Source organism: Streptomyces sp. AF1A (assembly GCF_047340315.1).
Taxonomy (GTDB): domain Bacteria; phylum Actinomycetota; class Actinomycetes; order Streptomycetales; family Streptomycetaceae; genus Streptomyces.
The window spans coordinates 39,049-58,581 of sequence record NZ_JBLEBI010000015.1 but is presented as its reverse complement, the minus strand read 5'-3'; the positions used below and the strand labels follow the sequence as shown (position 1 = coordinate 58,581).

Below are 19,533 nucleotides of genomic sequence, written 5' to 3'. Positions count from 1 at the left end.
GGCCACGTCGGCGGGCGTAGACTCGGAGGCACCGAGGGCGCCCAGTGTGCCGGCTCACGCGCCGGTGCCGTTCTCGGCGAACGACGACGCCGGACCGGACCCGTCCGGACCCGGAGCAGGGTTCGCCCATGACCGTGAACACGCCGGACCGCCCGCAGACCGCCCACCCGGGGATCCCCGGCCGGCGACCACCGCTTCCCGAGGCGCCGCCGCAGCGGCGACGACAGGGGCCCTCGCCCGAGAACGGCGAGTTTGTCCGTCCGCTGACTCGGCGCCAGATCGACGACCGCATGCTGGAGCTCGGCGAGCTGTACACGAACACCTCTTCCCACCAGGTGCGGAACTCGGACGCGTCGGGCCAGGGCCGGTCCGCCGCATTCCGGCGACGGCTCGCGGCCCACATGCGGCGACCGGGGTTCGAACTGCTTGTGGCGGAGACCGCCGGCCCCTCGGGCGCCATCGGCCTCACGGCATGCGCCTACGGTTTCCCCGTGCGTGGCGACGGGCCCTGGTGGGACGGCCTCGACGGGTGGTACCTCCCGGAGAGCCTCCTCCGCGTCGCCGCCTTCGGCAGGCTCTTCGCGATCGCCGACATACTCGTGGAGCGGCGGGTACGCACCCAGGACCAGGGCCGCGAGTGGAACCTCGCCCGGCGCCTGCAGAAGCGGCTGCTGAGCGATCACGCAGCCGCGCTCGGTGTCACCCTGGTCGACCGGGACAACGCGGACACGCTCGAAGCACTGCTGTCCTGGGGCTGGCGCTGCCTGTCGGTCGAGGACCGCGAGGCGTCGCATCTCGCTCCCAGCTGGCTTCTGGTGCTCCGCTGACCGACGGGCGCGGGCCCCTGTCCGTCCCCGTCTGACCGACAGCCGCGTCGGTCGGCTTGCCTCCCGCGCGTTCCACCCGTCCCGGATCCGTCCCGACCCCGGTGAGGCACCATGCGCTGTGTGATCGCCCGTTACCCCTTCGACCTGTCCAAGGCCGACGTGGAGAGGTCGATGGAGAACGGAGGACCAGATCGAGCACCACGTCCTCTCCGACCTGCCCGCCAACCGCTACGCCGAGTTCGCGCCCCGGGTACGGGAGATCTGCGCCCCGTACGGGCTGCCGTACGTCACCGGGGCTCTGGGTCGGCAGTACGCGTCGATGTGGGAGCGGGTGCCGCGCCACGCACTGCCGTGGGCGTTCCGCTCCAGGCGTCCTGGGCGCTGGCATAGGCGGGGAAGCGGCCGAGTACCCCGCCGTCCAGCATGACGAGTTCTATGCCACGGCTGCTGTGGACGACGCGGACCCAGCCCTGCCGGGCCCGGCAGTCGTCCCACGCCTCGCACAGCGGTCGCAGGATGCTTCCGTCCGCGAAGGTCACCTCGCGGAGATCGACGATGAGGAAGACGCGCCTGCATCCGCTGCGGGCACCCTCCAGAGCGTGCACCAGAGGTGTCATGGTGGTCAGGTCCAGCTCGCCGCGGGCGTGCACCATCCGGCATTCGTCGAACAGTTCGGGCATACGGAAAGGCTCGGGCGGGTCGGGATGAGCGCACATGCGCCCCATCTCCTCTGTCCGGTTGGGACCTCAGAGTTCTTGGACGGGGCAGCGGACGAATGCCGTCCGCCGAACGGCATCACGCGTCATGGAGGCCAGGGCTCCCGAGCGCTTCCGAGGCGGCCTGGAGGGGGCTACGGGCACCCGCATCCGGGGTCGGTGCGGCCTCGGGACGGGCGTGGCAGGTGAAGCCGAGGCGGGCCATGGTCCGGGTGACCTCGCCGCCGGTGAAGTCGCGGCGGTCCTGGCGGGTGACGACCTCGCCGACCTGCATCACGGGATAGCGGCGGCGGCCGATGGTCACGGAATCACCGGTGACGGTCCCGGGCTTGACGCCCGCCATCGAGTCCAGCACTCCGTGCCTGGTCAGTTCGAAGGGGTAGCGGGCGATGACACAGCGCATGGTGCCTCACAGGGAGAAGGAGGATGGGCCGACGACCGGGCACGGTGCGCCGAGGACGTCCCGCAGCCGGACATGGTCCGTGTAGGCGGAACTGTCGCGGTGCACGGCGAGTTCGGCCCGGGTGACCGAGCCGGTGCGCTCGTCGTCCCCGTCGCACAGGAGCAGGTGGTCCACACCGGCACCGGCCATGACGGACAGGGCCACCTCGACGGTCATGTCGTCGAACACCCGTAGCTCGATCGCGTCCAGGTGGCCGGCCCGGGCCATGACGTCGTGAGGGGCCGGGTTTCGATGCGTCTGAAGCGGTGTCACGGCTGCCTCCTGCGGTACGGGCGGATTTTCTGAGCGCTACGGCTTTGCGCAGGCGGTCCGTCGCCGACCGGCGACGGACCGGCGACATGTCATGCCGCGCGGCGCTTCCCGGCGGACCGGCCCCGAGCGGGACGCCCCCGACGGCCTCGGGCCGCGGCAGGGGCTGCGGCCCGCCGGGGCGGCTCCGCGGTCGGCGCGGTGATGACGACCGGGAGGCCGGACGGGGCCTTGGCGCCGGTGATGCGGCTCAGTTCCGCCTCTCCCGAGCGCACCGCGGTGATCGTCGGGTTGATGCCGGCCGAGGCCATCAGCCGGCTCACGTCGCGGCGCTGGGCCGGGGTCACCAGGGTGACGACGCTGCCCGACTCGCCGGCCCGGGCCGTACGGCCGCCGCGGTGCAGATAGTCCTTGTGATCGCTGGGCGGATCCACGTTGACGACCAGGTCGAGGTCGTCGACATGGATGCCGCGCGCCGCGACATTGGTCGCCACCAGCGCCGTCACCTGCCCGCTCTTGAACTGCGCGAGGGTCCGGGTGCGCTGCGGCTGGGACCTGCCGCCGTGCAGGGCGGCCGCCCGGACACCGCTGCCGAGGAGGTGCCTGGTCAGCCGGTCCACCGCGTGCTTGGTGTCCAGGAACATGATCACCCGGCCGTCCCGCGCCGCGATCTCGGTCGTCGTCCGCTGCTTGTCCGCCTCGTGCACATGGAGGACGTGGTGCTCCATCGTGGTGACGGCACCCGCCGACGGGTCGACGGAGTGGACCACCGGGTCGGTCAGATAGCGGCGGACCAGCTTGTCGACGTTGCGGTCCAGGGTGGCCGAGAACAGCATCCGCTGGCCGCCGGGACGCACCTGGTCGAGCAGCGCGGTGACCTGGGGCATGAACCCCATGTCGGTCATCTGGTCCGCCTCGTCCAGGACGGTGACGGCGACCTCGCCCAGCCGGCAGTCACCCCGGTCGATGAGGTCCTTCAGCCGCCCCGGCGTCGCGACGACGACCTCCGCTCCGGCCCGCAGCGCGTTCGCCTGCCGGCCGATCGACATCCCGCCGACCACGGTGGCCAGCCGCAGCCGTACGGCGCGGGCGTACGGGGTGAGCGCGTCGGTGACCTGCTGGGCGAGCTCGCGGGTGGGTACCAGGACGAGGGCCAGCGGCTGCCGGGGCTCGGCTCGCCGTCCCGCCGTCCGGGCCAGCACCGGGAGGCCGAAGGCGAGGGTCTTGCCGGAACCCGTGCGGCCGCGACCGAGTACGTCACGGCCGGCCAGGGAGTTCGGCAAGGTCGCCGCCTGGATCGGGAACGGCACGCTCACGCCTTCGTGGCCGAGCGCCGCCAACAGCGGCGCCGGCATGGCCAGTTCGGCGAACGACTCGACGGCGGGCAGTGCGGGCTCGATCGTCTTGGGCAGCGCGAACTCGCCGCCGGGTGCGGACCGTCGGCCGTCGTCGGCCTTGGGACGGCGCCGGGTGCCGGAGCGGTTTGCGGTGGAGCCCTCGAAACGGTCGCGGGTGGTGCGCGTGGTTCGCTGTGCGCGTCGAGCGCGTGAAACGCGTGCTGTGTTCATGAGGAATCTTCCTTGATGCGGGCGCGTATCAAGGAATTCCCGCAGCATGATGAACGGCGCAGAGAATCGCGAGAACGAGCCGAAGACGACAGGGGCGATTCCCCCTGTAAATGCAGCGAGCTGGGGCCCGACCCCAAGGTGCTGGCCCCAGCTGCGAAGTATGCGTCAGTGCTGCGGTCAGGCCGGAACGATGTTCTCGGCGGTCGGGCCCTTCTGGCCCTGCGCGATGTCGAACGACACCTTCTGGCCTTCCTGCAGCTCGCGGAAGCCCTGGGTGGCGATGTTCGAGTAGTGGGCGAAGACGTCGGCGCCGCCGCCGTCCTGCGCGATGAAGCCGAAGCCCTTTTCGGCGTTGAACCACTTCACAGTGCCTGTAGCCATGTCATTTCTCCTTCGGAAACGGTGCTCGGAGTACGCCCTGTGCGTCCTCCGTGTCGCCGCGACGATCAGCCCGTCGGAAAATGAACCTTTTGGCAACCACAACTGCAACCTGTCTCGACAGTAGCACGGCGCACCCGGCCGCCCGACCGCGAATAATTCTGCTCCGCAGGCTGGGCAGGGGCATATTCCTCGTCCCCCGTGCCTCATTCTCTCTTAGAGATCTCCTGGAGCCGACGAATATTTGCCACTATTTGCCACGTCAGCGGGTCAGGAGCGCGCTCGCGCCGAGGTGGAGCGCGGGGTCGGCCGCCGCGGTCATCGCTACTCCGCCCCGGCGCGTGGACGGGCGGGCCCGTCCGGTGGATTCTCCACGGCCCTCGAGGGGTTCTCACGCGGGGCGGGTCCACCTAGGCTCGCGGCATTCCGCCGTGCACAGATTTCGTCGGAACGCACGCCGGTCGGCAGCCCGTTGGCTGTCCGTGTCCCGGGCCCCGGGCAAGGATCGAGTCTCAGCCTCTGCAGAGCAGTCGGCTTTCGTCACACGTTGTGGTCGGCTCCCGTGCTCGCCATGTCCTGCTTCCCCTCGTCGCGAGACCGGCGCGGTGCCTCCCGCATGCCGTCGCGCGGTCCGATGCGGGGCACACGGCTCCCGATCGCGCGCCCGTGCCGCGCGGGGAGTCCCAGACGGCCGCCGCCGGGGATCGAACGACCGGCGGCGGCCGTCGGAAGGCGCTTGCGCGGGCGGACCTGTGGCCGTTCGTGCGCGCAGCATCCGCCCGGTTCAGGCGCGCAGCAGCCGCCCGGTGATCTCCCGGTACTCCCGCAGCGCGAGCCGGAGTTCGGCGGACTGCGTCTCGGGATCCCGGTCCTGCCAGCCCGCGCGCAGGGCGCGCCGACGTTCCGTGAGGGCGTTCATCAGCGCCTCGGTGGCTTCGTCGAAGGCGTTCTCTGCCTCCTCCAGGGCCTCGCCCGGAGCGTCCGCGAAGGTGTTCATGGCGTGTCCGAGGCGTCGGACGATCCTGTCCCGTTCGCCGGTCGGGAGCAGCGGTTCCACACCCGGGGCGCGGCGCCCGGCGAGGCCCGGGGGCCGGTCGGCGGGTTGTTGGGCGCGTGTCTGGTCGTACATCGTCGTATCCACCGTTCCCGTGGTGATGGGGGCCGTCGCCCGAAGACGCCTTTGGCCTTCTCGGCGGCCGGCTTCAGGCTGCCGGAAGCCCGATCGGCCCTGCCATCACGGCCCTGCGCCGTCCCGTCAGTCAACGTCCGGCGACGATCCGTGTCAACGCGGCACCGACCCGAGCGCACCCTGCCCGGGGGCCTGACCAGCGGTCTGCGAGGGCTTCCCGGCACGGGGAGTACGGTGGCGGGGAGAAGGAGGGTGCGTCGTGCCTGTCCGACAGGTCGTCTCCAGTACGCCACCCATCCAACCACGGGCAGCCCGTGACCCCGGCCGCACCTCCGTCCCAGCGGCCTCCGCCGAGGTCAAGGAGCTCCTCCATGTCACCCGGCTCCACCACACCCACCGTGGCGACCCCGCCCGTCACCGCATCGCCGCCCCGGGACCACGACGGCTCCTCCCCCTTCCCGCCGGACGGCCCGTTGCCCGTGAGCGGCGCGGGGGCGGCTGTATGTGGCCGCGCCGACGGTGATCGTGGTGGCCGTTGCCGGCTCTCGGCCTGGTCGGCCGGCTGTTGCGGGGTCGGCTCACCCACACCGTCGACATCCTGCTCGCCGTGGTCCTCTGCACGATCAAAACGATCACGGGCAGCCGCATGATCGGTTAGCCCCTTTCGCATGGTCACCACGACCGGGCCACCAGCCTGTGGCCGCCGGGCCCGCTCTCCTTCGGTGAGAGCCCGCACCCCCTCCACCACGCCGACCCCACCAGCGCACGGCACGGCGTCGACAGCGGTCGGCTCACCCGGTCGGCCGCAGTCATACGACTCCTCGAGCGCCTCGGCGGCTGCAGGACGCGCGCCGGCCGACGCAGGTTCGGGCCGCGGCCTGTCGTGCTGCGTCTGGCCCCGCACAGGGACCTGCCCCGGGCCATCGACGGCGCGTGGTGGCCTCGTTCGTACGACCTCCTCGCCGAACTTCCGCAACTGCTCGCCGGGTTGGCGGCCAGCGGGGTGAGTTCCTGTGTCAGTCACGTGAGCGGGGCCACCAGGGCGCCGCCCAGCTCGACGTGTTCCGGGGAAGGGCTCACGGGTTTGAGGGCGAGGCGTGCGGTCGGAGCCCCGAAGGGCATGGCGCTCAGCGGAGGACGGCCGGTGGTAGCGGACATCGTGCGGACCCGCCTCCGGACTCCCTGCGCGTGGGCAGTTGTCCGGCGTCGTTGCTCACCAGGAACGACACCGGCATCGGGGTCGGTGTGCGAAATGCTCCCGATGACCTCACGTTGCTCCTCGAACAGGCCGAACGGACCGCCGTCGGCCGTCGCCTCACTCGCGCCGGCTGTCCGCTCCCGGGGAGCGGCTGGTCTCCAGCCAGGACCGCGCCGGCTCCGCCGCCCGTGTCGTGTCCACGACGAGCTCGAGGCGCGTTCCTCCCCCGGCGCCCGCGGGATAGCTGCGCTGCTCGGTCGCCGCGAAGCAACGTCGGAGCACTTCCGCGACACGACGGGCGACCTCGGGTGAGGCCGCGACGATGCGTACGTCGGCGTGCCCTTCCGAGGGGGTTTGCCTGGGCTGCTGCATGGCGACCTCGGGTTGTCTGGGCACGGATGAACGGACCGGATGTTGACTCTACTCCGGCGCGTCCCGCGGCTCACGCGCGTGACCAGCGGCCTTCCCGGCCGCAGTGAGCCGCGGAGTACCGTGGAACGAGGAATCCACTCCGCGCTTCCGCCGGCGGACAGACAGGTGAGTGTGATGCCCGACTCCGACTCCCCGCGTGCGACCAGGCTCCTGCCGGACACGCTCCACCAGGTGGCGAAGCCCGGGACGGCCGTCGTACGGCTGGAGACGACACATGAACGGCAGGGCGTTCTGGACGGGGCATGGTGGCCGCGGTCCCGTGACATCGCAGCCGAGCTGCCCGCCCTGATCACCGCACTGACCGAGTATCTCGGGCCGGTCACACGCATCGGCCTGGACGCCAGCGCCTGGGAGGAACTGCCGACGCGACTGATCATCGACGACCGCGTCGTCCACATCGACTCCTTCCCGGTCGGCGACGACACCGTCCTCGTCACCAGGGGCGACCAGGACCACTTCTCTCTCCTGGTGGTCCCGCCGCATGCGACGCCTGAGGCGGCACGCGCCGCGATGGCCGAAGCGGTACGCGCCGACAACATCACCCAGGCCGCACAGATCCTCATCGACACCGGCACCGGCCGGGTGGAGCCGGGGACGTGACGACGGTCGGTCCGGTGCCGGGATGTCTGTCCGCGTCCGCTGCCGCGCGCTGGACGTCCACCTCGCCGACGTGGTGAACGTGGCGCTTGCCGCCGACCGCGACACGGACGCGATCCTCGCCACCACCCACGACGCAGCACGTGCAGGACGGTCGTCACCCTCGCCCGAGAGCACGAGCTGAGGACTCGCCTCCGCTCATCTACGTGAAAGTGCAGGTCTGCGCCATGCTTTGACGTGAGTGAGGCGCCTCCTCAAGGCGCACGTGCCCTCTGCGTGCCCAATCTCGGGGCACAGGAGTACCGGTAAAACGCAGCAACGGGTCCCAAATGAAATAAGCCCCAGGCCGCTGACCTGGGGCTTCAAGAAGAGCGGGTGACGAGAATCGAACTCGCGCTCTCAGCTTGGGAAGCTGATGTTCTACCATTAAACTACACCCGCGTAAGTACGGACCAACGGCCTGGTGGGGCCGGTGTCCGACGCTCGCTCACTGTACCTCATCGCGGACCCCCGGTGCTCGTACCTCGGGGGTCTGAGCGCGTTTCAGGGGGGTATCCGGCTGCGGGTGGGCCGAGTTGGGGCGTACCGTGGGGGGCTGGGAGAGGGTCCGGGTGGGGCCGGAGTGCCGCCTGGAGAGTCGTCTCTTTGATCCCGTAGTGTGGCTTTTGTCGTCGGGGCGGTAAGCCCGACGGGGCTCTTGGGGAAGGGACTTGAGGGACTTGATGGAACGCACCGTCGTCCGCTGTGCGGACGGGCACGTCTTCAGCACCGCTTCGTTCCCGATGCAGCAGGCCGAGCGGCTCGGCCCCGGCCGGCTCATGCGGTGCCCCCGGTGTGCCCGGCTCCGCAGTGTGGTGCCGGTCGCCCTGGAGAAGCAGGGATAGGGGCACCGGGAGGGAAGCAGTGGCGGACGCGTCGTAGTCGCGCGGTCACACAGGCGCGCGGAGTCGTCACGATTGTCACGGCTCCGCGCGCCTTGCGTATCCTCGCTACGTGCTTCTCTCAGACAAGGACATCCGGGCCGAGATCGACGCCGGGCGGGTACGGATCGATCCCTACGACGAATCCATGGTGCAGCCGTCGAGCATCGACGTACGGCTGGACCGGTACTTCCGGGTGTTCGAGAACCACCGCTACCCGCACATCGACCCCTCGGTCGAGCAGCCCGACCTCACGCGGCTCGTCGAGCCGGACGGCGACGAGCCGTTCATCCTGCACCCCGGGGAGTTCGTGCTCGCCTCGACGTACGAGGTCATCACGCTGCCCGACGACCTGGCGTCCCGGCTCGAGGGCAAGTCCTCGCTCGGGCGGCTCGGTCTGGTCACGCACTCCACCGCCGGGTTCATCGACCCCGGCTTCAGCGGGCACGTCACCCTGGAGCTGTCCAACCTCGCCACCCTGCCCATCAAGCTCTGGCCGGGGATGAAGATCGGGCAACTGTGCATGTTCCGGCTGACCTCGCCCGCCGAGTTCCCCTACGGCAGCGAGCGGTACGGCTCCCGGTACCAGGGGCAGCGCGGGCCGACGGCCTCGCGGTCCTACGTCAACTTCCATCGGACCCAGGTGTGAGGGCGGCCGCGGCATGAGCGAGGTGCGGGAGAACCTGACCTACGAGGCGTTCGGCGTCGCCGTGCGCGAGCTGGCGCAGACCATCGCCGACGACGGGTACGAGCCGGACATCGTGCTCAGCATCGCCCGAGGCGGTGTGTTCGTCGCCGGCGGGCTCGCCTACGCGCTCGACTGCAAGAACATCCATCTCGTGAACGTCGAGTTCTACACCGGCGTGGGGACCACCCTCGAGATGCCGGTCATGCTGGCGCCCGTGCCCAATGTGATCGACTTCTCCGACAAGAAGGTGCTCATCACCGACGACGTCGCGGACACCGGCAAGACGCTGAAGCTGGTCCGCGACTTCTGCCTCGACACCGTCGCGGAGGTCCGTTCCGCGGTGGTCTACGAGAAGTCCCACTCCCTGGTGAAGTGCGAGTACGTCTGGAAGCGCACCGACGACTGGATCAACTTCCCGTGGAGCGTTCTGCCTCCCGTGCACAGGTCGGGCCAGGCGCCGAAGGAGAACAAGGAAGCGGTGTGATCTGCCGCTTTCCGGTTCCTGCGGGCTGACGCTGCGCGGGGAGCCGTACCGACTGGCAGGGCCCTGGGCACCCTGTTACACAGAGGATGTGGGCATCCCTCGTGGTCCGGTCAGGGGGCTGGCCGCACTCCTTGCGGCGGTTGCGGTCCCGCTCGCCGTCTGTGCGCTCCTGCTGCCCGTACGAGGGAGCCTCTCCCAGACCAACGCGGTGCTGATCCTGATGCTGGTCGTGGCGGCGGTGGCCGCCCTCGGCAACCGCGGGGCCGCGATCATCACGGCCCTGTCCGCCGCCGTGTGGTTCGTCTTCTTCTTCACCACTCCGTTCGCCAGTTTCACCTATATCGACAACGCGGACGACATCATCACCGCCGGGCTGCTGCTCGTCGTCGGGCTCGCGGTCTCTCATCTGGCTCGCCACTACAACCGCGAGCGGGCCATCGCCACCATGCTGCAGCGCAGCCTGCTGCCTCGTGCGCTGCCGGACACCAGCGCCGTCCACGCGGCGTGCCGCTACGTGCCGGCCGGGGCCGAGGTCGGCGGGGACTGGTTCGACGTGATCCCGCTGCCGGGGTTCCGCACCGCTCTGGTGATCGGGGACGTGGTCGGCCACGGCCTGGGGGCGGCGGTCACCATGGGACGGCTGCGTACCGCGGTCCGCAATTTCTCCACGCTCGACCTGCCGCCCGACGAGCTGCTGGCCCGCCTCGACGATGTGGTTCTCCATATGGACGCGGAGGCGGCCGGTACGGGCGCGGAGGGAGCCGTCGTGTCCACGTGCCTGTACGCGATCTACGACCCGGTCTCCCGCAGCTGCGCGATGGCGAAGGCCGGTCACTTTCCGCCCGCCATCGTCCGTCCGGACGGCCGCGTGGAGCTGCTCGACCTGCCCGCGGGCCCTCCGCTCGGCATCGGCGGCCTGCGTTTCGAGGCCGTCGAGCGGCAACTGCCGAAGGACACACAGCTCGTGCTCTACACCGACGGGCTCATCGAGGACCCGGACCGCGACATCGGGACCGGCCTGGCGCTGCTGTGCGACGCGCTCTCCGGCGCGGGGACCGATCCGGAGCGGACGTGCGAGACGCTCCTGAAGGCGGTGCTGCCCGCCCGTCCCATCGACGACGTCGCTGTCCTGATCGCCCGCACCCGGGCGTTTCCGCGTGATCATGTTGCCGAATGGGACATTCCGGCCTCCCCCGAAGCGGTGGCCGCCCTGCGCATGGAGGTGTCCGCGAAGCTGGCCGAGTGGAACCTGGGGGAGGCGACCTTCACCACCGAGCTGATCCTCAGCGAGCTGGTCACCAACGCCATCCGCTATGGGGACCCCCCGGTCCACCTGCGCCTTCTTCGCGAAGCCAGTCTGGTGACGGAGGTCAGCGACGGCAGCAGCACCTCCCCGCACCTGCGCTACGCCGCGGCCATGGACGAGGGCGGTCGCGGAATCTTCCTCGTCTCCCAGTTCGCCGAGCGGTGGGGCACCCGCTTCACTCCCAGGGGGAAGACCGTGTGGGCCGAGCAGCCGGTCCCGACGGTTCCCCACGACGCCCCCGTCCTGGTACCGGTCGGGTGACCGGCCGTCGCCCAACTGCGGGCCCCGGACGGCCCGGAGACGTCCCGGCCCCTGGCCGGCCTCGCTCGCTCAGACGACCGCGGGCCTGCGCGGGTCGACGGGGTTGATCCCGGCTTCGTCGAAGCGTTGCTCCAGGGCCTCGGTGCCGTGCTCCCTGCGGAACGCGATCTCGGACGCGGTCACCGGGAGCAGCCAGAGCAGGCGGGCGTGCCCGTCCGGCAGGGCACACTGTTCGAGGTCGGGCCCGTGCAGGTAGGGCAGGCTGACCAGCAGGTGCTCGCAGGTCGAACCGGGCGTCCAGGGTTCCCCCATCGGCAGGCTGTGGCCCAGGTCCAGAAAGTGCGGCTCCGGCTCGCCGCAGTGGTAGTAGGCCGTCATCGCGAGAACGTCGGCGAAGCGTGGATCGCCGGCGGGCGCCGTCATGACGAACTCCAGGCCGTGCCCGTGATGGTGGGCCAGTGCCCAGCATCCGACCGTGACATAGGTCCACACGTTGCCGCGCGGCCCGGGTCCCACCTCGAGGATCCGCAGCTCTGGGACCATGCCGCGACGCCCGTCGCCCAGGTCGTAGGGCACCGCGTTCACCGAGTGCCCGGCGAAGAACTCGCGCACGTGTCGGTCGAGTGCTTCGGCGGCCCCATCCGTCGTCATACCGGGGATCATGCCAGGCGCCGCATGGGGGCGGGGCGGGGGCGGTCCGCCCCCGGCCCGCCCCGAAGGCCGGCTGACGACCGTCGGTCCGCCCCGCCCCAGCAGCCGAATCGCCGTCCGGCCGGCCGCCGCCGGACGGCGATTCACCGCTGAAGATGCCATATATGGCATGTGTGGAAGGATGGCGTTTGTGGCATTTGGTGCGAACTTTCGAACCCTCTGCTGGGAGGGCTCGGACAGGCGAGAGGAGTGCACCATGATCGCCAAGCTGCTCGGCAAGCTGTCCTTCACCCGGCACTTCGGTGCGTACGGTGCTCACGAATGGGACGCGTACGCCGGCGACTGAGTCTGACAGGACTCCCGGCGGGCGCCCGCGGGCGTCCGCCGACCCCTCTTCATGCTGCCGACGACATCGGCCTGGACAGGCACGGGAGTCGGGGGACGATCTCATGGGCCGAACCAATGAGCCGCCGCGGTTGCCCGAAGGCGGCTTCGCCGCCTGGAGTCGCGACCGGCTGGCGATGGCGCGCCGTGGCGCCGAGGAGTGCGGAGACGTCTGGCAGTTGGAGCCGGGCATCTACGTGGCCGCCGCGGCCGGGCCGTGCGAAGAAGTCCTGCGCCGCGCACAGGACTTCCCCAAGGCGCCCTCGCCCCTCTTCCCGCCGATGAGGCGGTCGAGCGGAGCACCGACGCCCGAGGAGCGTGCGTACGCGCACGCCGCCCGCATGCGCGGACTGCGCGCGCAGGCGGTCGCGGCCCGGATCGGCGAGATCGCGCCCGGGACCGCCCGGTTCGCCGACGAGTGGCCGACGGGCGAGGACGTCGAGATCCTGCCCCCGGTCCGGCACACCCTGGCGGAGATCGGCGTGCACTACCTCTTCTCCGAGGACGCCCCCGCCCTGCTGCCCTTCGCCGCACAGCTCTTCCTGGCCCGGGAGGTGCTCGTGCGCCCCTCGCGCTGGTCCTGGCCGCGCTGGGTCCCCACACCGGCACGGCGGTTCCGCACGCGGCAGCAGGTCGCCTTCACCGACGCGCTGCGGCCCGTCGTCGCCCGGCGCCGTTCATCGGGCCGGCTCGGTGACGACATGCTGGGACAGATGCTCCGCCCCTCCCCGCGCTACGGCCTGCTGCCCGAGGAGGCCGTTCTCGACACGCTCCCCGGCATCACCGTCGCCACCTTCGAGACGCCGTCCCGGGCAGCCGGATGGATCCTGCTCCACCTGGCCCGGTACCCCCAAGCGGCGGACCGCGTCGCGGCCGAAGCCGCCCTGCTGCCCGCGGACCCGGCCGCGACGACCATCACCCACCTCGAGAGCCTGCGGTACACCCAGGCCGTGGTGCGCGAGGTGCTGCGACTGCACCCCCCGAGCTGGCTGCTGACCCGTCGCGTCGCGCGGCAGACCCAGCTCGCCGACTACACCGTCGAGGCGGGGGCCACCATGCTCGTCTGCCCCTACACCGCCCACCGCGACCCGCGGGAACACCCCGAGCCGGACCGGTTCCGGCCCGAGCGCTGGCTCGACGATGCGGACCCGCCGGCGAAACCCGGCGCCTTCCTCTCCTTCGGCACCGGGCCGCACGGCTGCGAGGGAACCGCGCTGGCCATGGCGATGCTGACGCTCCTGACCGCGCAGACCGCCCGCCGCCGGCGGCTGAGCGAGCCGCCCGGACCGGACCCCAGCCATCAGGTCACCACCTTCGAGGGGCTCGCGCCCGCCGGCCTGCGCCTGCGTGCCGTGCCGCGCGGCTGACAGCGGTGGTCAGCTCCCCGCGGGCCGCCCGTCGAACTCGTCGGCCAGGATGCCCATCATCACCAGGTCGTGGTACCGGCCGGCGGAGAAGACGTGCTGGCGCAGACGCCCCTCCTCGGTGAAGCCGAGTCGACGGGTCAGTGCCAGTGACGCCTCGTTGTGGGCGAAGATCGCTCCCAGGCATTTGTGATAGCGCCGCTCGGCGAACATGAAGCGCAGCAGCAGGGCCACGGCTTCCGTCCCGTAGCCCTTGCGCCGGTGGTCGGCGCCGATCATGACGTCGAACTCGAACCAGCCCGAACGACGGCCGGTGCGATGTGAGCCGACCGTGCCGACCAGCTCCCCCCTGGCCGTCGTCTCGACCGCCAGCAGGAAGCGGTCGTCCGCGCCCTCGGTGACGGCCTGCCGCCTCGCCCAGGCACGGTAGCTCTCGGCGGACCGCGGCAGGTCCGGCCGGCTCCCTCGCGCGTCGCCGGCGAGGCGCATGAACGCTGTCCAGTCCTCGGGTTCGACGGCGCGCAGCCGTACCCGTTCACCGGTCCAGGACGATGCCATGCCCCATTCGATCACGCTGCGGTGCGCGTGCGGCCGAGGGGCACGCCGAACGCAGCGGCACCCGGCACCCGGCATCCGTCCAGGGTGCTAGAACGTGCCGAGCTTCACGATCGACAGCAGGGCGATCAGCTGGATCGCGGACGCGCCCAGTGCCTTCGGCCAGGGCAGGTCGTGGGAGCGGGAGACCATCATGGTCAGCAGGGCGCCCGCGCCGACCCAGGTGGCCCAGCCGAGCAGCTGGACGAAGCCGGCGTCGCCGCCGAAGAACATGGCGAAGACCAGGCGGGGGGCGTCCGTGAGGGCGGTGATCAGCATGGACAGGCCCACCGTGGGCTGCCAGGCGCCGTCGCCGCCGAGCTGGCGGGCCAGGGTGTGGGTGACCACGCCCAGGACGAACAGCCCCAGCACCATCACGACCGCGGTGATCAGCACGATCGGCACCGCGTTGGAGAGCGTGGCGCTGATCGCCTCCTTGCGGGCGCCGTCGAAGCCGAAGACGGCGAGCAGGCCGTACAGGAAGGTGACGATCAGGGCGGGGGCCCACATCGTGTAGTCCCGCATGCGCAGGAACGTACGGTCGGGGGAGAAGACGACCCCCTTCAGCAGTTCCTTCCAGTGCAGGGGCGGGCCGAGCGGAGCGGCGGGCGCGGCCGAGCCGGCCTGGTAGGTGGCGCCCTGGGTGTAGCCGGCGGCCTCGTCGACCGAGAACGCCTGGGTGTGGCCCGGGTTGTTGGCGGCGTACGGGTCCTGCACGCCGCCCTGGCCCGGGTAGCCGCCGTCGTCGAAGTACTCCGGGCCGTCGTCGCCCTGGCCCGGGTAGCCGTAGGACTGCCCCTGCTGCGGGTACGGCGGCTGCGGCGCCGACGGGTAGCCGTACGACGGTCCCGCGGGGCGCCCGTACGGCTGCCTCTGCTGCCCGTACGACGCTCCCTGCCGTCCGCTCGACGGTCCCGCGGGCCGGCCGTACGACGGTGCCTGCGGCGCCTGCTGTCCCTGGGGGGTGCGGTTGTCCCGGCCCCCGCGTCCGATCCTGAATCCAGCCACGCCTTCGAACGTACCTGGTCCCGGAGGGTGACGTGCCGGGCCCGGCGATCCGGGCCCGGCTTTGCGGCCGACCTGTGACATCCCCTAAGGGACCGTCAGGGGCGGAACCGGGGGTTCCTCAGGGGCGCCCCCCGTGGGCCGGCGGCTCAGTCGGCGAAGAGGGCGCCGAACTGGGGGGTGCCGTCGGTCGAGACGGCCACGTTGGACGGGCCGAAGGAACGCGACCCGCTCGTGGTGATCTTCGTGCCGTTGGACGGCAGGTAGGTGATGCCGCCGTTGCCGCTGTTCTCGTACGAGCCCACGACCAGGTCGGCCTTGCCGTCCCCGGTGACGTCGTCGAGCTTGACGTCGGCGCCGAACAGGTCGTTCTTCTCGTCGTTGCCCGGGACGCCCGCGGTGCTCTGGGCGAAGGACTGGGTGCCGGAGGCGGTGTTCACGCCGGAGGCGGAACCGTAGAGCACGGTGACCATGCCGGTGTTGCTGACGCCGGAGATGTCCTCGTCCGGGCTGCTGACGACGAGGTCCTGGTAGCCGTCGCCGTTGATGTCGCCGAGGTCGAGGTCCCAGCCGAAGCTGTCGCCCTTCTCGGAGGTGCCGGGCACGCTGCCGGTGTTCTGGTTGATGCCGGTCGTGCCGGCCGGGCCGGAGGCGGAGCCGTAGGTGACGTTCACCCGGCCGCCGTCGGAGGAGTCCGGGACGGGGGTGCCGTCGGAGGTCTTGGAGTCCCAGCCGGCCCCGCTGACGATGTCGCCGTACCCGTCGCCGTTGATGTCGCCGATCGCGGTGATGATGCCGGGCTTGAGGGCCTGGGCGGTCGAGCCGCTCAGGCCGCCGGCGCTGCCGGGCAGCCAGTAGTTGGTGTTCCAGCCGTACTGCGTCTGCGTCTCGAAGCCGTCGACCACCAGGTCGGTGCGGCCGTCGCCGTTGACGTCGCCGGCGGTCAGGCTCATCGGGCCGTACGGATCGTCGTTGGTGCCGGAGATGATCGGCGGCTTGACAGTGGTGCGGCTGCCGTAGCTGCCGGCGGTGGTGAAGCCGCCCTTGTAGAGGTACAGGGTGCTGGCGGAGCTGCCCACGACCAGGTCGGCCCGGCCGTCGCCGTCGAAGTCGCCGGCGGCCAGGTCCTTGCCCCAGAAGTCGTGGGAGCTCCGGGACGGGTCCGGGACGTCGATGCCCTTGCCGGTCAGGCCGCTCTTGGACCCCCAGAGGATGGCGAGGCCGCCGCCGTTGGTGTCGGTGCCGACCTTCTCGTCCGGGGTGCCGACGGCGAGGTCGTCGTACCCGTCGCCGTTGAAGTCGGCGTACGCCGTCTCGGCGCCGAAGAAGTCTCCGGCCTCGGCGGTGCCCGGGACGCCGGAGGTGTTCTGGCTGATGGTGGTGCGCTTGGTGGAGGTCACGCCGGAGGCGGACCCGTACAGGACGACGACCTGGCCGGCGTTCTTGTGGCCGCTGACGTACGCGCCGGGCGCGGAAGCCACGACGTCGCCGATGCCGTCGCCGTTGAAGTCGGCCTTCGCGACCTTGGTGGAGTCGGCGGCCGTGGCGGGCGAGGCGGCGAACGTCAGCAGACCGCCCGTCAGCGCGGCCGCGGCGGCCGTCGCGAGGGCGAGTCGCGTGTGCATGTGCATGCGGTCTCCTGCGGCATGCGGGGGATGCCTGGCGGGCATCCGCAGACGATGGTGTGCGGACCGTCCGGGTTCATCGCGAGTTGTCCCGCGGTCACCGGGCGGTCAGCGATCAGGAGACCAGCGAGGGGGCGTAAGGGTTGTACGTGAGTTCGGTAAACGTGTGAGCCTGCCGTGAGACGGGCACGGTTGCGGCGGCGGGGGGCGCGCGGTTACCGGAGGATGGTGCCATGAGCGTAGTGAAGATCAATGTGCTGTCGGTCCCCGCGGAGCAGCGGGAGACCCTGGAGAAGCGGTTCGCCTCGCGGGCCCACGCGGTGGAGAGCTCGGACGGCTTCGAGTGGTTCGAGCTGCTGCGCCCCGTCGAGGGCACCGACCAGTACCTCGTGTACACGCGCTGGCGGGACGAGGAGTCCTTCCAGGCGTGGATGGAGGGCCCGATGAAGGCGGCGCACCAGGGCGGCGCGGAACGGCCGCAGCCGGCCGCCACCGGCTCCACGCTGTGGTCCTTCGAGGTCGTGCAGCAGGCGGCGCCCGCAGGTGCTTAGCGGGATGTGACGAACGGGCCGGGCGGCACGTCCATGGCGGGCGCACCGAGGCGGCGTCCCGCGGCACCGGAGGGCCGGCGCCGCGGGGCCCGGCGCGGCCAGCTGCCGGTGTTCGCGGTCGTCGCCGTGGGCGGGTCCGTGGGGGCCTGCGCCCGGTTCGCCGCGGCGTTGCTGTGGCCCACGGCCGAGCGGGCGTTCCCGTGGACGACGCTCGGCGTCAATGCCGTGGGATGCCTGGTCATCGGCGTGTTCATGGTGGTGATCACCGAGGTGTGGGCCGCGCATCCGCTGGTCCGCCCGTTCTTCGGGACCGGAGTCCTCGGCGGCTTCACCACATTCTCGACGTACTGCGTCGACATCGACCGCCTGGTGCGCGACGACCTTCCCGGTCCGGCGCTGGCCTATATGGCGGGGACGGTGGTCGTCGCCCTGGGGGCGGCCAGGATCGGCATGGTCGGCGCCCGGTGGTTCCTCGTGACAAGGAGGTCGTGATGGGACTGGAGGGACGAGCGCTCTGTATGACGATCCTCGTCGACGACACCGACACCTGGCATCACAAGCCGCTGTTCACGGAGATCGTGGAGCGTGCCCACGCCTTCGGCCTGGCGGGTGCGTCGGTCTTCCGGGGTGTGGAGGGGTTCGGCGCGACGTCGATCGTGCACACCACGCGGTTGCTGTCCATGGCGGACGACCTTCCGACGGCGATCGTGATCGTCGACGAGGAGGACCGGATCCGGGCCTTCGTGTCGGAGCTCGAGGAACTGTCCATCGGCGGCCTGATCACTCTCCAGGAGGTGGAAGTGATCCACTACAGGGGACGGGGGGCCGGCGGCACATGAGATTCCTCCTCGTCGCGCTCGGCGGTGCCGTCGGTGCCCCGCTGCGGTACCTCATCGACCGCACGGTCCAGGCCCACCACGACACCCTGTTTCCCTGGGGAACTTTCGCGGCCAATGTCACCGGGTCGCTGATCCTCGGCATCCTGACCGGCGCGGCTCTGTCGGGCGCCGCCTCGCAGGACGTCATGGATCTGCTGGCCATCGGCCTGTGCGGCGCGCTGACCACGTATTCGACCTTCTCCTACGAGACGTGGAGCCTGATCGAGACGGGAGCGCGTTTCTTCGCGGCGGTCAATGTGCTGGCCTCGGTCGTCTCCGGTCTCGGGGCCGTGTACCTGGGCCTGACCTGCGCAGCTGCCGTCTTCACGTAGATCAATTCAGCAAGATTCCTCCAGCGCCGGGTAAATGCCGGATACATCCCTTGTGATTGAGTTCACCGGAGAATAGCTGGATCGCCCCCTATCCGGGCCTTTAGCCTCCTTGAATGGCACGCATTCCTCGCGGGTGAACCCGGCGTGAGGAAGATTCGGCGTGATCACGCCGGCATCACCAAAGAGCTGTTCGAGCTCGGAAGGCAGGAGAAGTGAGCGAAGACGCCGTATGGGTCCGAGGCGTGACAGGCATCCAGCTGCATCACGTCACCGATCTCCAGGATGCCCGGCGGTTTCTGGGCAATGCCGTCATGGCGCTGAACGCCGCCCATGTGCGCACCGGCGACACCAGGTTCTCCGGTCTCGCCGCCCAGATCAAGGGCATGCTCGCCACGACGAGCGACATGGAGGGCGAGGCGCGGGAGCGGATGGACCGTCTGCACGCCGCGGACCCCGAGCGGTTCGTGCGCTGCCGCGAGGGCGAGGAGCCCTGGCCGGACGAGCACCAGGCGGGCTTCGTCCCCCGCCACACCTGCCGGGACGAGTGCCTGTACCACGACCGTGATGTGCTGGACGCCCTGATGCAGTGCACCTGCGGCCGGCCGCCGTGCCGGGCCTGCGCGATCGTGGGCGCCCCCTGACGGGCCGCCGGAGTTCTCCCGGGATTTTCTCGTGACGGATTCCGGCGAAGGCGCTTCCATGTTTTGTCGAGGGTTCTGTCGAGGGGTTTTGTCGAGGGTTCTGTCGAGGGTTCCGCGGAAGGTTTTGCGGAAGGTTCCGCTGAGGGTTCCGTTGGTTTCGTTGATGGTTCCGTTGCGGGCGCTCCTGCACTGAGCAGACCGGCGGATCGGGCCGGGCCGCGTAAGCGCGGCCCGGCCCGCTTTTTTGCGCACGCCGAATCACGTCTCCGCCGCGTCGGTTCCCGGGCGCCTC

The 19,533-nt window shown here is 70.8% G+C and carries 26 protein-coding genes, 1 tRNA gene and 1 pseudogene; 15 read left to right on the top strand and 13 right to left on the bottom strand.

Going from position 1 to position 19,533, the window contains the following annotated elements; genetic code table 11:
- The first annotated feature begins 128 nt into the window (after window positions 1-128).
- A complete protein-coding gene (locus ACLU3S_RS07745) occupies window positions 129-827 on the top strand; it encodes a hypothetical protein (RefSeq protein WP_413951000.1) in 699 nt (232 codons plus the stop codon).
- Window positions 828-1,114: 287 nt separating this feature from the next.
- Here ACLU3S_RS07745 and ACLU3S_RS07740 read toward each other — a convergent pair whose 3' ends face one another.
- From ACLU3S_RS07740 to ACLU3S_RS07715, 6 genes are all read right to left on the bottom strand, one after another.
- Window positions 1,115-1,507, bottom strand: coding sequence for an STAS domain-containing protein (locus ACLU3S_RS07740; RefSeq protein ID WP_413950999.1), 393 nt, complete (start codon window positions 1,505-1,507; stop codon window positions 1,115-1,117).
- Window positions 1,508-1,622: 115 nt separating this feature from the next.
- A complete protein-coding gene (locus ACLU3S_RS07735) occupies window positions 1,623-1,946 on the bottom strand; it encodes an SCO5918 family protein (RefSeq protein ID WP_413950998.1) in 324 nt (107 codons plus the stop codon).
- 6 nt (window positions 1,947-1,952) lie between these two features.
- Window positions 1,953-2,213 carry a CBS domain-containing protein gene (locus ACLU3S_RS07730; protein WP_413951031.1) on the bottom strand — a complete coding sequence of 87 codons (261 nt, stop codon included), beginning with the start codon at window positions 2,211-2,213 and terminating at the stop codon, window positions 1,953-1,955.
- Window positions 2,214-2,347: 134 nt separating this feature from the next.
- Entirely contained in the window at window positions 2,348-3,823 is a 1,476-nt protein-coding gene (locus tag ACLU3S_RS07725) for a DEAD/DEAH box helicase (RefSeq protein WP_413950997.1), read from the bottom strand.
- A 177-nt stretch (window positions 3,824-4,000) separates the two neighbouring features.
- On the bottom strand, window positions 4,001-4,204 hold the full coding sequence (locus tag ACLU3S_RS07720) for a cold-shock protein (protein ID WP_030952702.1): 204 nt from the start codon (window positions 4,202-4,204) through the stop codon (window positions 4,001-4,003).
- A gap of 781 nt (window positions 4,205-4,985) precedes the next feature.
- Entirely contained in the window at window positions 4,986-5,330 is a 345-nt protein-coding gene (locus tag ACLU3S_RS07715; protein ID WP_413950996.1) for a hypothetical protein, read from the bottom strand.
- Between the two features lie 535 nt (window positions 5,331-5,865).
- Here ACLU3S_RS07715 and ACLU3S_RS07710 point away from each other — a divergent pair.
- Entirely contained in the window at window positions 5,866-5,988 is a 123-nt protein-coding gene (locus ACLU3S_RS07710) for a hypothetical protein (RefSeq protein WP_413950995.1), read from the top strand.
- Between the two features lie 225 nt (window positions 5,989-6,213).
- Window positions 6,214-6,276: pseudogene (locus tag ACLU3S_RS07705) on the top strand (hypothetical protein); the annotation flags it as partial.
- Between the two features lie 74 nt (window positions 6,277-6,350).
- Here ACLU3S_RS07705 and ACLU3S_RS07700 read toward each other — a convergent pair.
- The gene (locus ACLU3S_RS07700) at window positions 6,351-6,488 is read right to left on the bottom strand and encodes a hypothetical protein (protein WP_413950994.1); all 138 of its coding nucleotides are present in this window, start codon (window positions 6,486-6,488) and stop codon (window positions 6,351-6,353) included.
- 157 nt (window positions 6,489-6,645) lie between these two features.
- The gene (locus ACLU3S_RS07695; protein ID WP_413951030.1) at window positions 6,646-6,900 is read right to left on the bottom strand and encodes a hypothetical protein; all 255 of its coding nucleotides are present in this window, start codon (window positions 6,898-6,900) and stop codon (window positions 6,646-6,648) included.
- A gap of 174 nt (window positions 6,901-7,074) precedes the next feature.
- Here ACLU3S_RS07695 and ACLU3S_RS07690 point away from each other — a divergent pair, with 174 nt between their 5' ends.
- Both ACLU3S_RS07690 and ACLU3S_RS07685 read left to right on the top strand, forming a co-directional pair.
- Window positions 7,075-7,560, top strand: coding sequence for a DUF5994 family protein (locus ACLU3S_RS07690; RefSeq protein ID WP_413950993.1), 486 nt, complete (start codon window positions 7,075-7,077; stop codon window positions 7,558-7,560).
- A 22-nt stretch (window positions 7,561-7,582) separates the two neighbouring features.
- Complete coding sequence (locus tag ACLU3S_RS07685) at window positions 7,583-7,741, top strand: hypothetical protein (RefSeq protein ID WP_413950992.1); 159 nt, start codon at window positions 7,583-7,585, stop codon at window positions 7,739-7,741.
- Window positions 7,742-7,927: 186 nt separating this feature from the next.
- Here ACLU3S_RS07685 and ACLU3S_RS07680 read toward each other — a convergent pair.
- Window positions 7,928-7,998, bottom strand: a tRNA-Gly gene (locus tag ACLU3S_RS07680).
- 281 nt (window positions 7,999-8,279) lie between these two features.
- Here ACLU3S_RS07680 and ACLU3S_RS07675 point away from each other — a divergent pair.
- The 4 genes from ACLU3S_RS07675 (at window position 8,280) to ACLU3S_RS07660 (ending at window position 11,216) form a co-directional block, all read left to right on the top strand.
- Complete coding sequence (locus ACLU3S_RS07675) at window positions 8,280-8,441, top strand: hypothetical protein (RefSeq protein WP_167381418.1); 162 nt, start codon at window positions 8,280-8,282, stop codon at window positions 8,439-8,441.
- Between the two features lie 109 nt (window positions 8,442-8,550).
- Window positions 8,551-9,126 (top strand): dCTP deaminase, encoded by a 576-nt coding sequence (dcd, locus tag ACLU3S_RS07670; RefSeq protein WP_413950991.1) that lies wholly within the window; start codon window positions 8,551-8,553, stop codon window positions 9,124-9,126.
- A 13-nt stretch (window positions 9,127-9,139) separates the two neighbouring features.
- Entirely contained in the window at window positions 9,140-9,649 is a 510-nt protein-coding gene (locus tag ACLU3S_RS07665; RefSeq protein WP_413950990.1) for a phosphoribosyltransferase, read from the top strand.
- 88 nt (window positions 9,650-9,737) lie between these two features.
- Entirely contained in the window at window positions 9,738-11,216 is a 1,479-nt protein-coding gene (locus tag ACLU3S_RS07660) for a SpoIIE family protein phosphatase (RefSeq protein ID WP_413950989.1), read from the top strand.
- Between the two features lie 69 nt (window positions 11,217-11,285).
- Here ACLU3S_RS07660 and ACLU3S_RS07655 read toward each other — a convergent pair whose 3' ends face one another.
- Window positions 11,286-11,867, bottom strand: coding sequence for a suppressor of fused domain protein (locus ACLU3S_RS07655; RefSeq protein WP_413950988.1), 582 nt, complete (start codon window positions 11,865-11,867; stop codon window positions 11,286-11,288).
- A 449-nt stretch (window positions 11,868-12,316) separates the two neighbouring features.
- Between ACLU3S_RS07655 and ACLU3S_RS07650 the strand changes: the two genes are divergently transcribed.
- Window positions 12,317-13,618 carry a cytochrome P450 gene (locus ACLU3S_RS07650; RefSeq protein WP_413950987.1) on the top strand — a complete coding sequence of 434 codons (1,302 nt, stop codon included), beginning with the start codon at window positions 12,317-12,319 and terminating at the stop codon, window positions 13,616-13,618.
- Between the two features lie 9 nt (window positions 13,619-13,627).
- Here ACLU3S_RS07650 and ACLU3S_RS07645 read toward each other — a convergent pair whose 3' ends face one another.
- The 3 genes from ACLU3S_RS07645 to ACLU3S_RS07635 all read right to left on the bottom strand — a co-directional run bounded on the left by ACLU3S_RS07645 (window position 13,628) and on the right by ACLU3S_RS07635 (window position 16,845).
- The gene (locus tag ACLU3S_RS07645) at window positions 13,628-14,173 is read right to left on the bottom strand and encodes a GNAT family N-acetyltransferase (protein WP_413950986.1); all 546 of its coding nucleotides are present in this window, start codon (window positions 14,171-14,173) and stop codon (window positions 13,628-13,630) included.
- Between the two features lie 87 nt (window positions 14,174-14,260).
- Complete coding sequence (locus ACLU3S_RS07640) at window positions 14,261-15,298, bottom strand: YIP1 family protein (protein WP_413950985.1); 1,038 nt, start codon at window positions 15,296-15,298, stop codon at window positions 14,261-14,263.
- A 65-nt stretch (window positions 15,299-15,363) separates the two neighbouring features.
- Entirely contained in the window at window positions 15,364-16,845 is a 1,482-nt protein-coding gene (locus tag ACLU3S_RS07635) for an FG-GAP-like repeat-containing protein (protein WP_413950984.1), read from the bottom strand.
- Window positions 16,846-17,072: 227 nt separating this feature from the next.
- Between ACLU3S_RS07635 and ACLU3S_RS07630 the strand changes: the two genes are divergently transcribed.
- The 5 genes from ACLU3S_RS07630 (at window position 17,073) to ACLU3S_RS07610 (ending at window position 19,241) form a co-directional block, all read left to right on the top strand.
- Window positions 17,073-17,390: an antibiotic biosynthesis monooxygenase family protein gene (locus ACLU3S_RS07630; protein ID WP_413950983.1), complete on the top strand. Its 318-nt coding sequence runs from the start codon at window positions 17,073-17,075 to the stop codon at window positions 17,388-17,390.
- 33 nt (window positions 17,391-17,423) lie between these two features.
- Window positions 17,424-17,882, top strand: a complete 459-nt coding sequence (locus tag ACLU3S_RS07625) for a fluoride efflux transporter FluC (RefSeq protein ID WP_413951029.1) — start codon at window positions 17,424-17,426, stop codon at window positions 17,880-17,882.
- Window positions 17,882-18,229 carry a DUF190 domain-containing protein gene (locus ACLU3S_RS07620; protein ID WP_413950982.1) on the top strand — a complete coding sequence of 116 codons (348 nt, stop codon included), beginning with the start codon at window positions 17,882-17,884 and terminating at the stop codon, window positions 18,227-18,229. Before ACLU3S_RS07625 ends, ACLU3S_RS07620 begins: the two co-directional genes overlap by 1 nt.
- A complete protein-coding gene (gene crcB / locus ACLU3S_RS07615) occupies window positions 18,226-18,600 on the top strand; it encodes a fluoride efflux transporter CrcB (RefSeq protein WP_413950981.1) in 375 nt (124 codons plus the stop codon). The genes ACLU3S_RS07620 and crcB overlap by 4 nt, the downstream gene beginning before the upstream one ends.
- 242 nt (window positions 18,601-18,842) lie before the next feature.
- The gene (locus ACLU3S_RS07610) at window positions 18,843-19,241 is read left to right on the top strand and encodes a hypothetical protein (RefSeq protein WP_413950980.1); all 399 of its coding nucleotides are present in this window, start codon (window positions 18,843-18,845) and stop codon (window positions 19,239-19,241) included.
- Window positions 19,242-19,533: the final 292 nt, after the last annotated feature.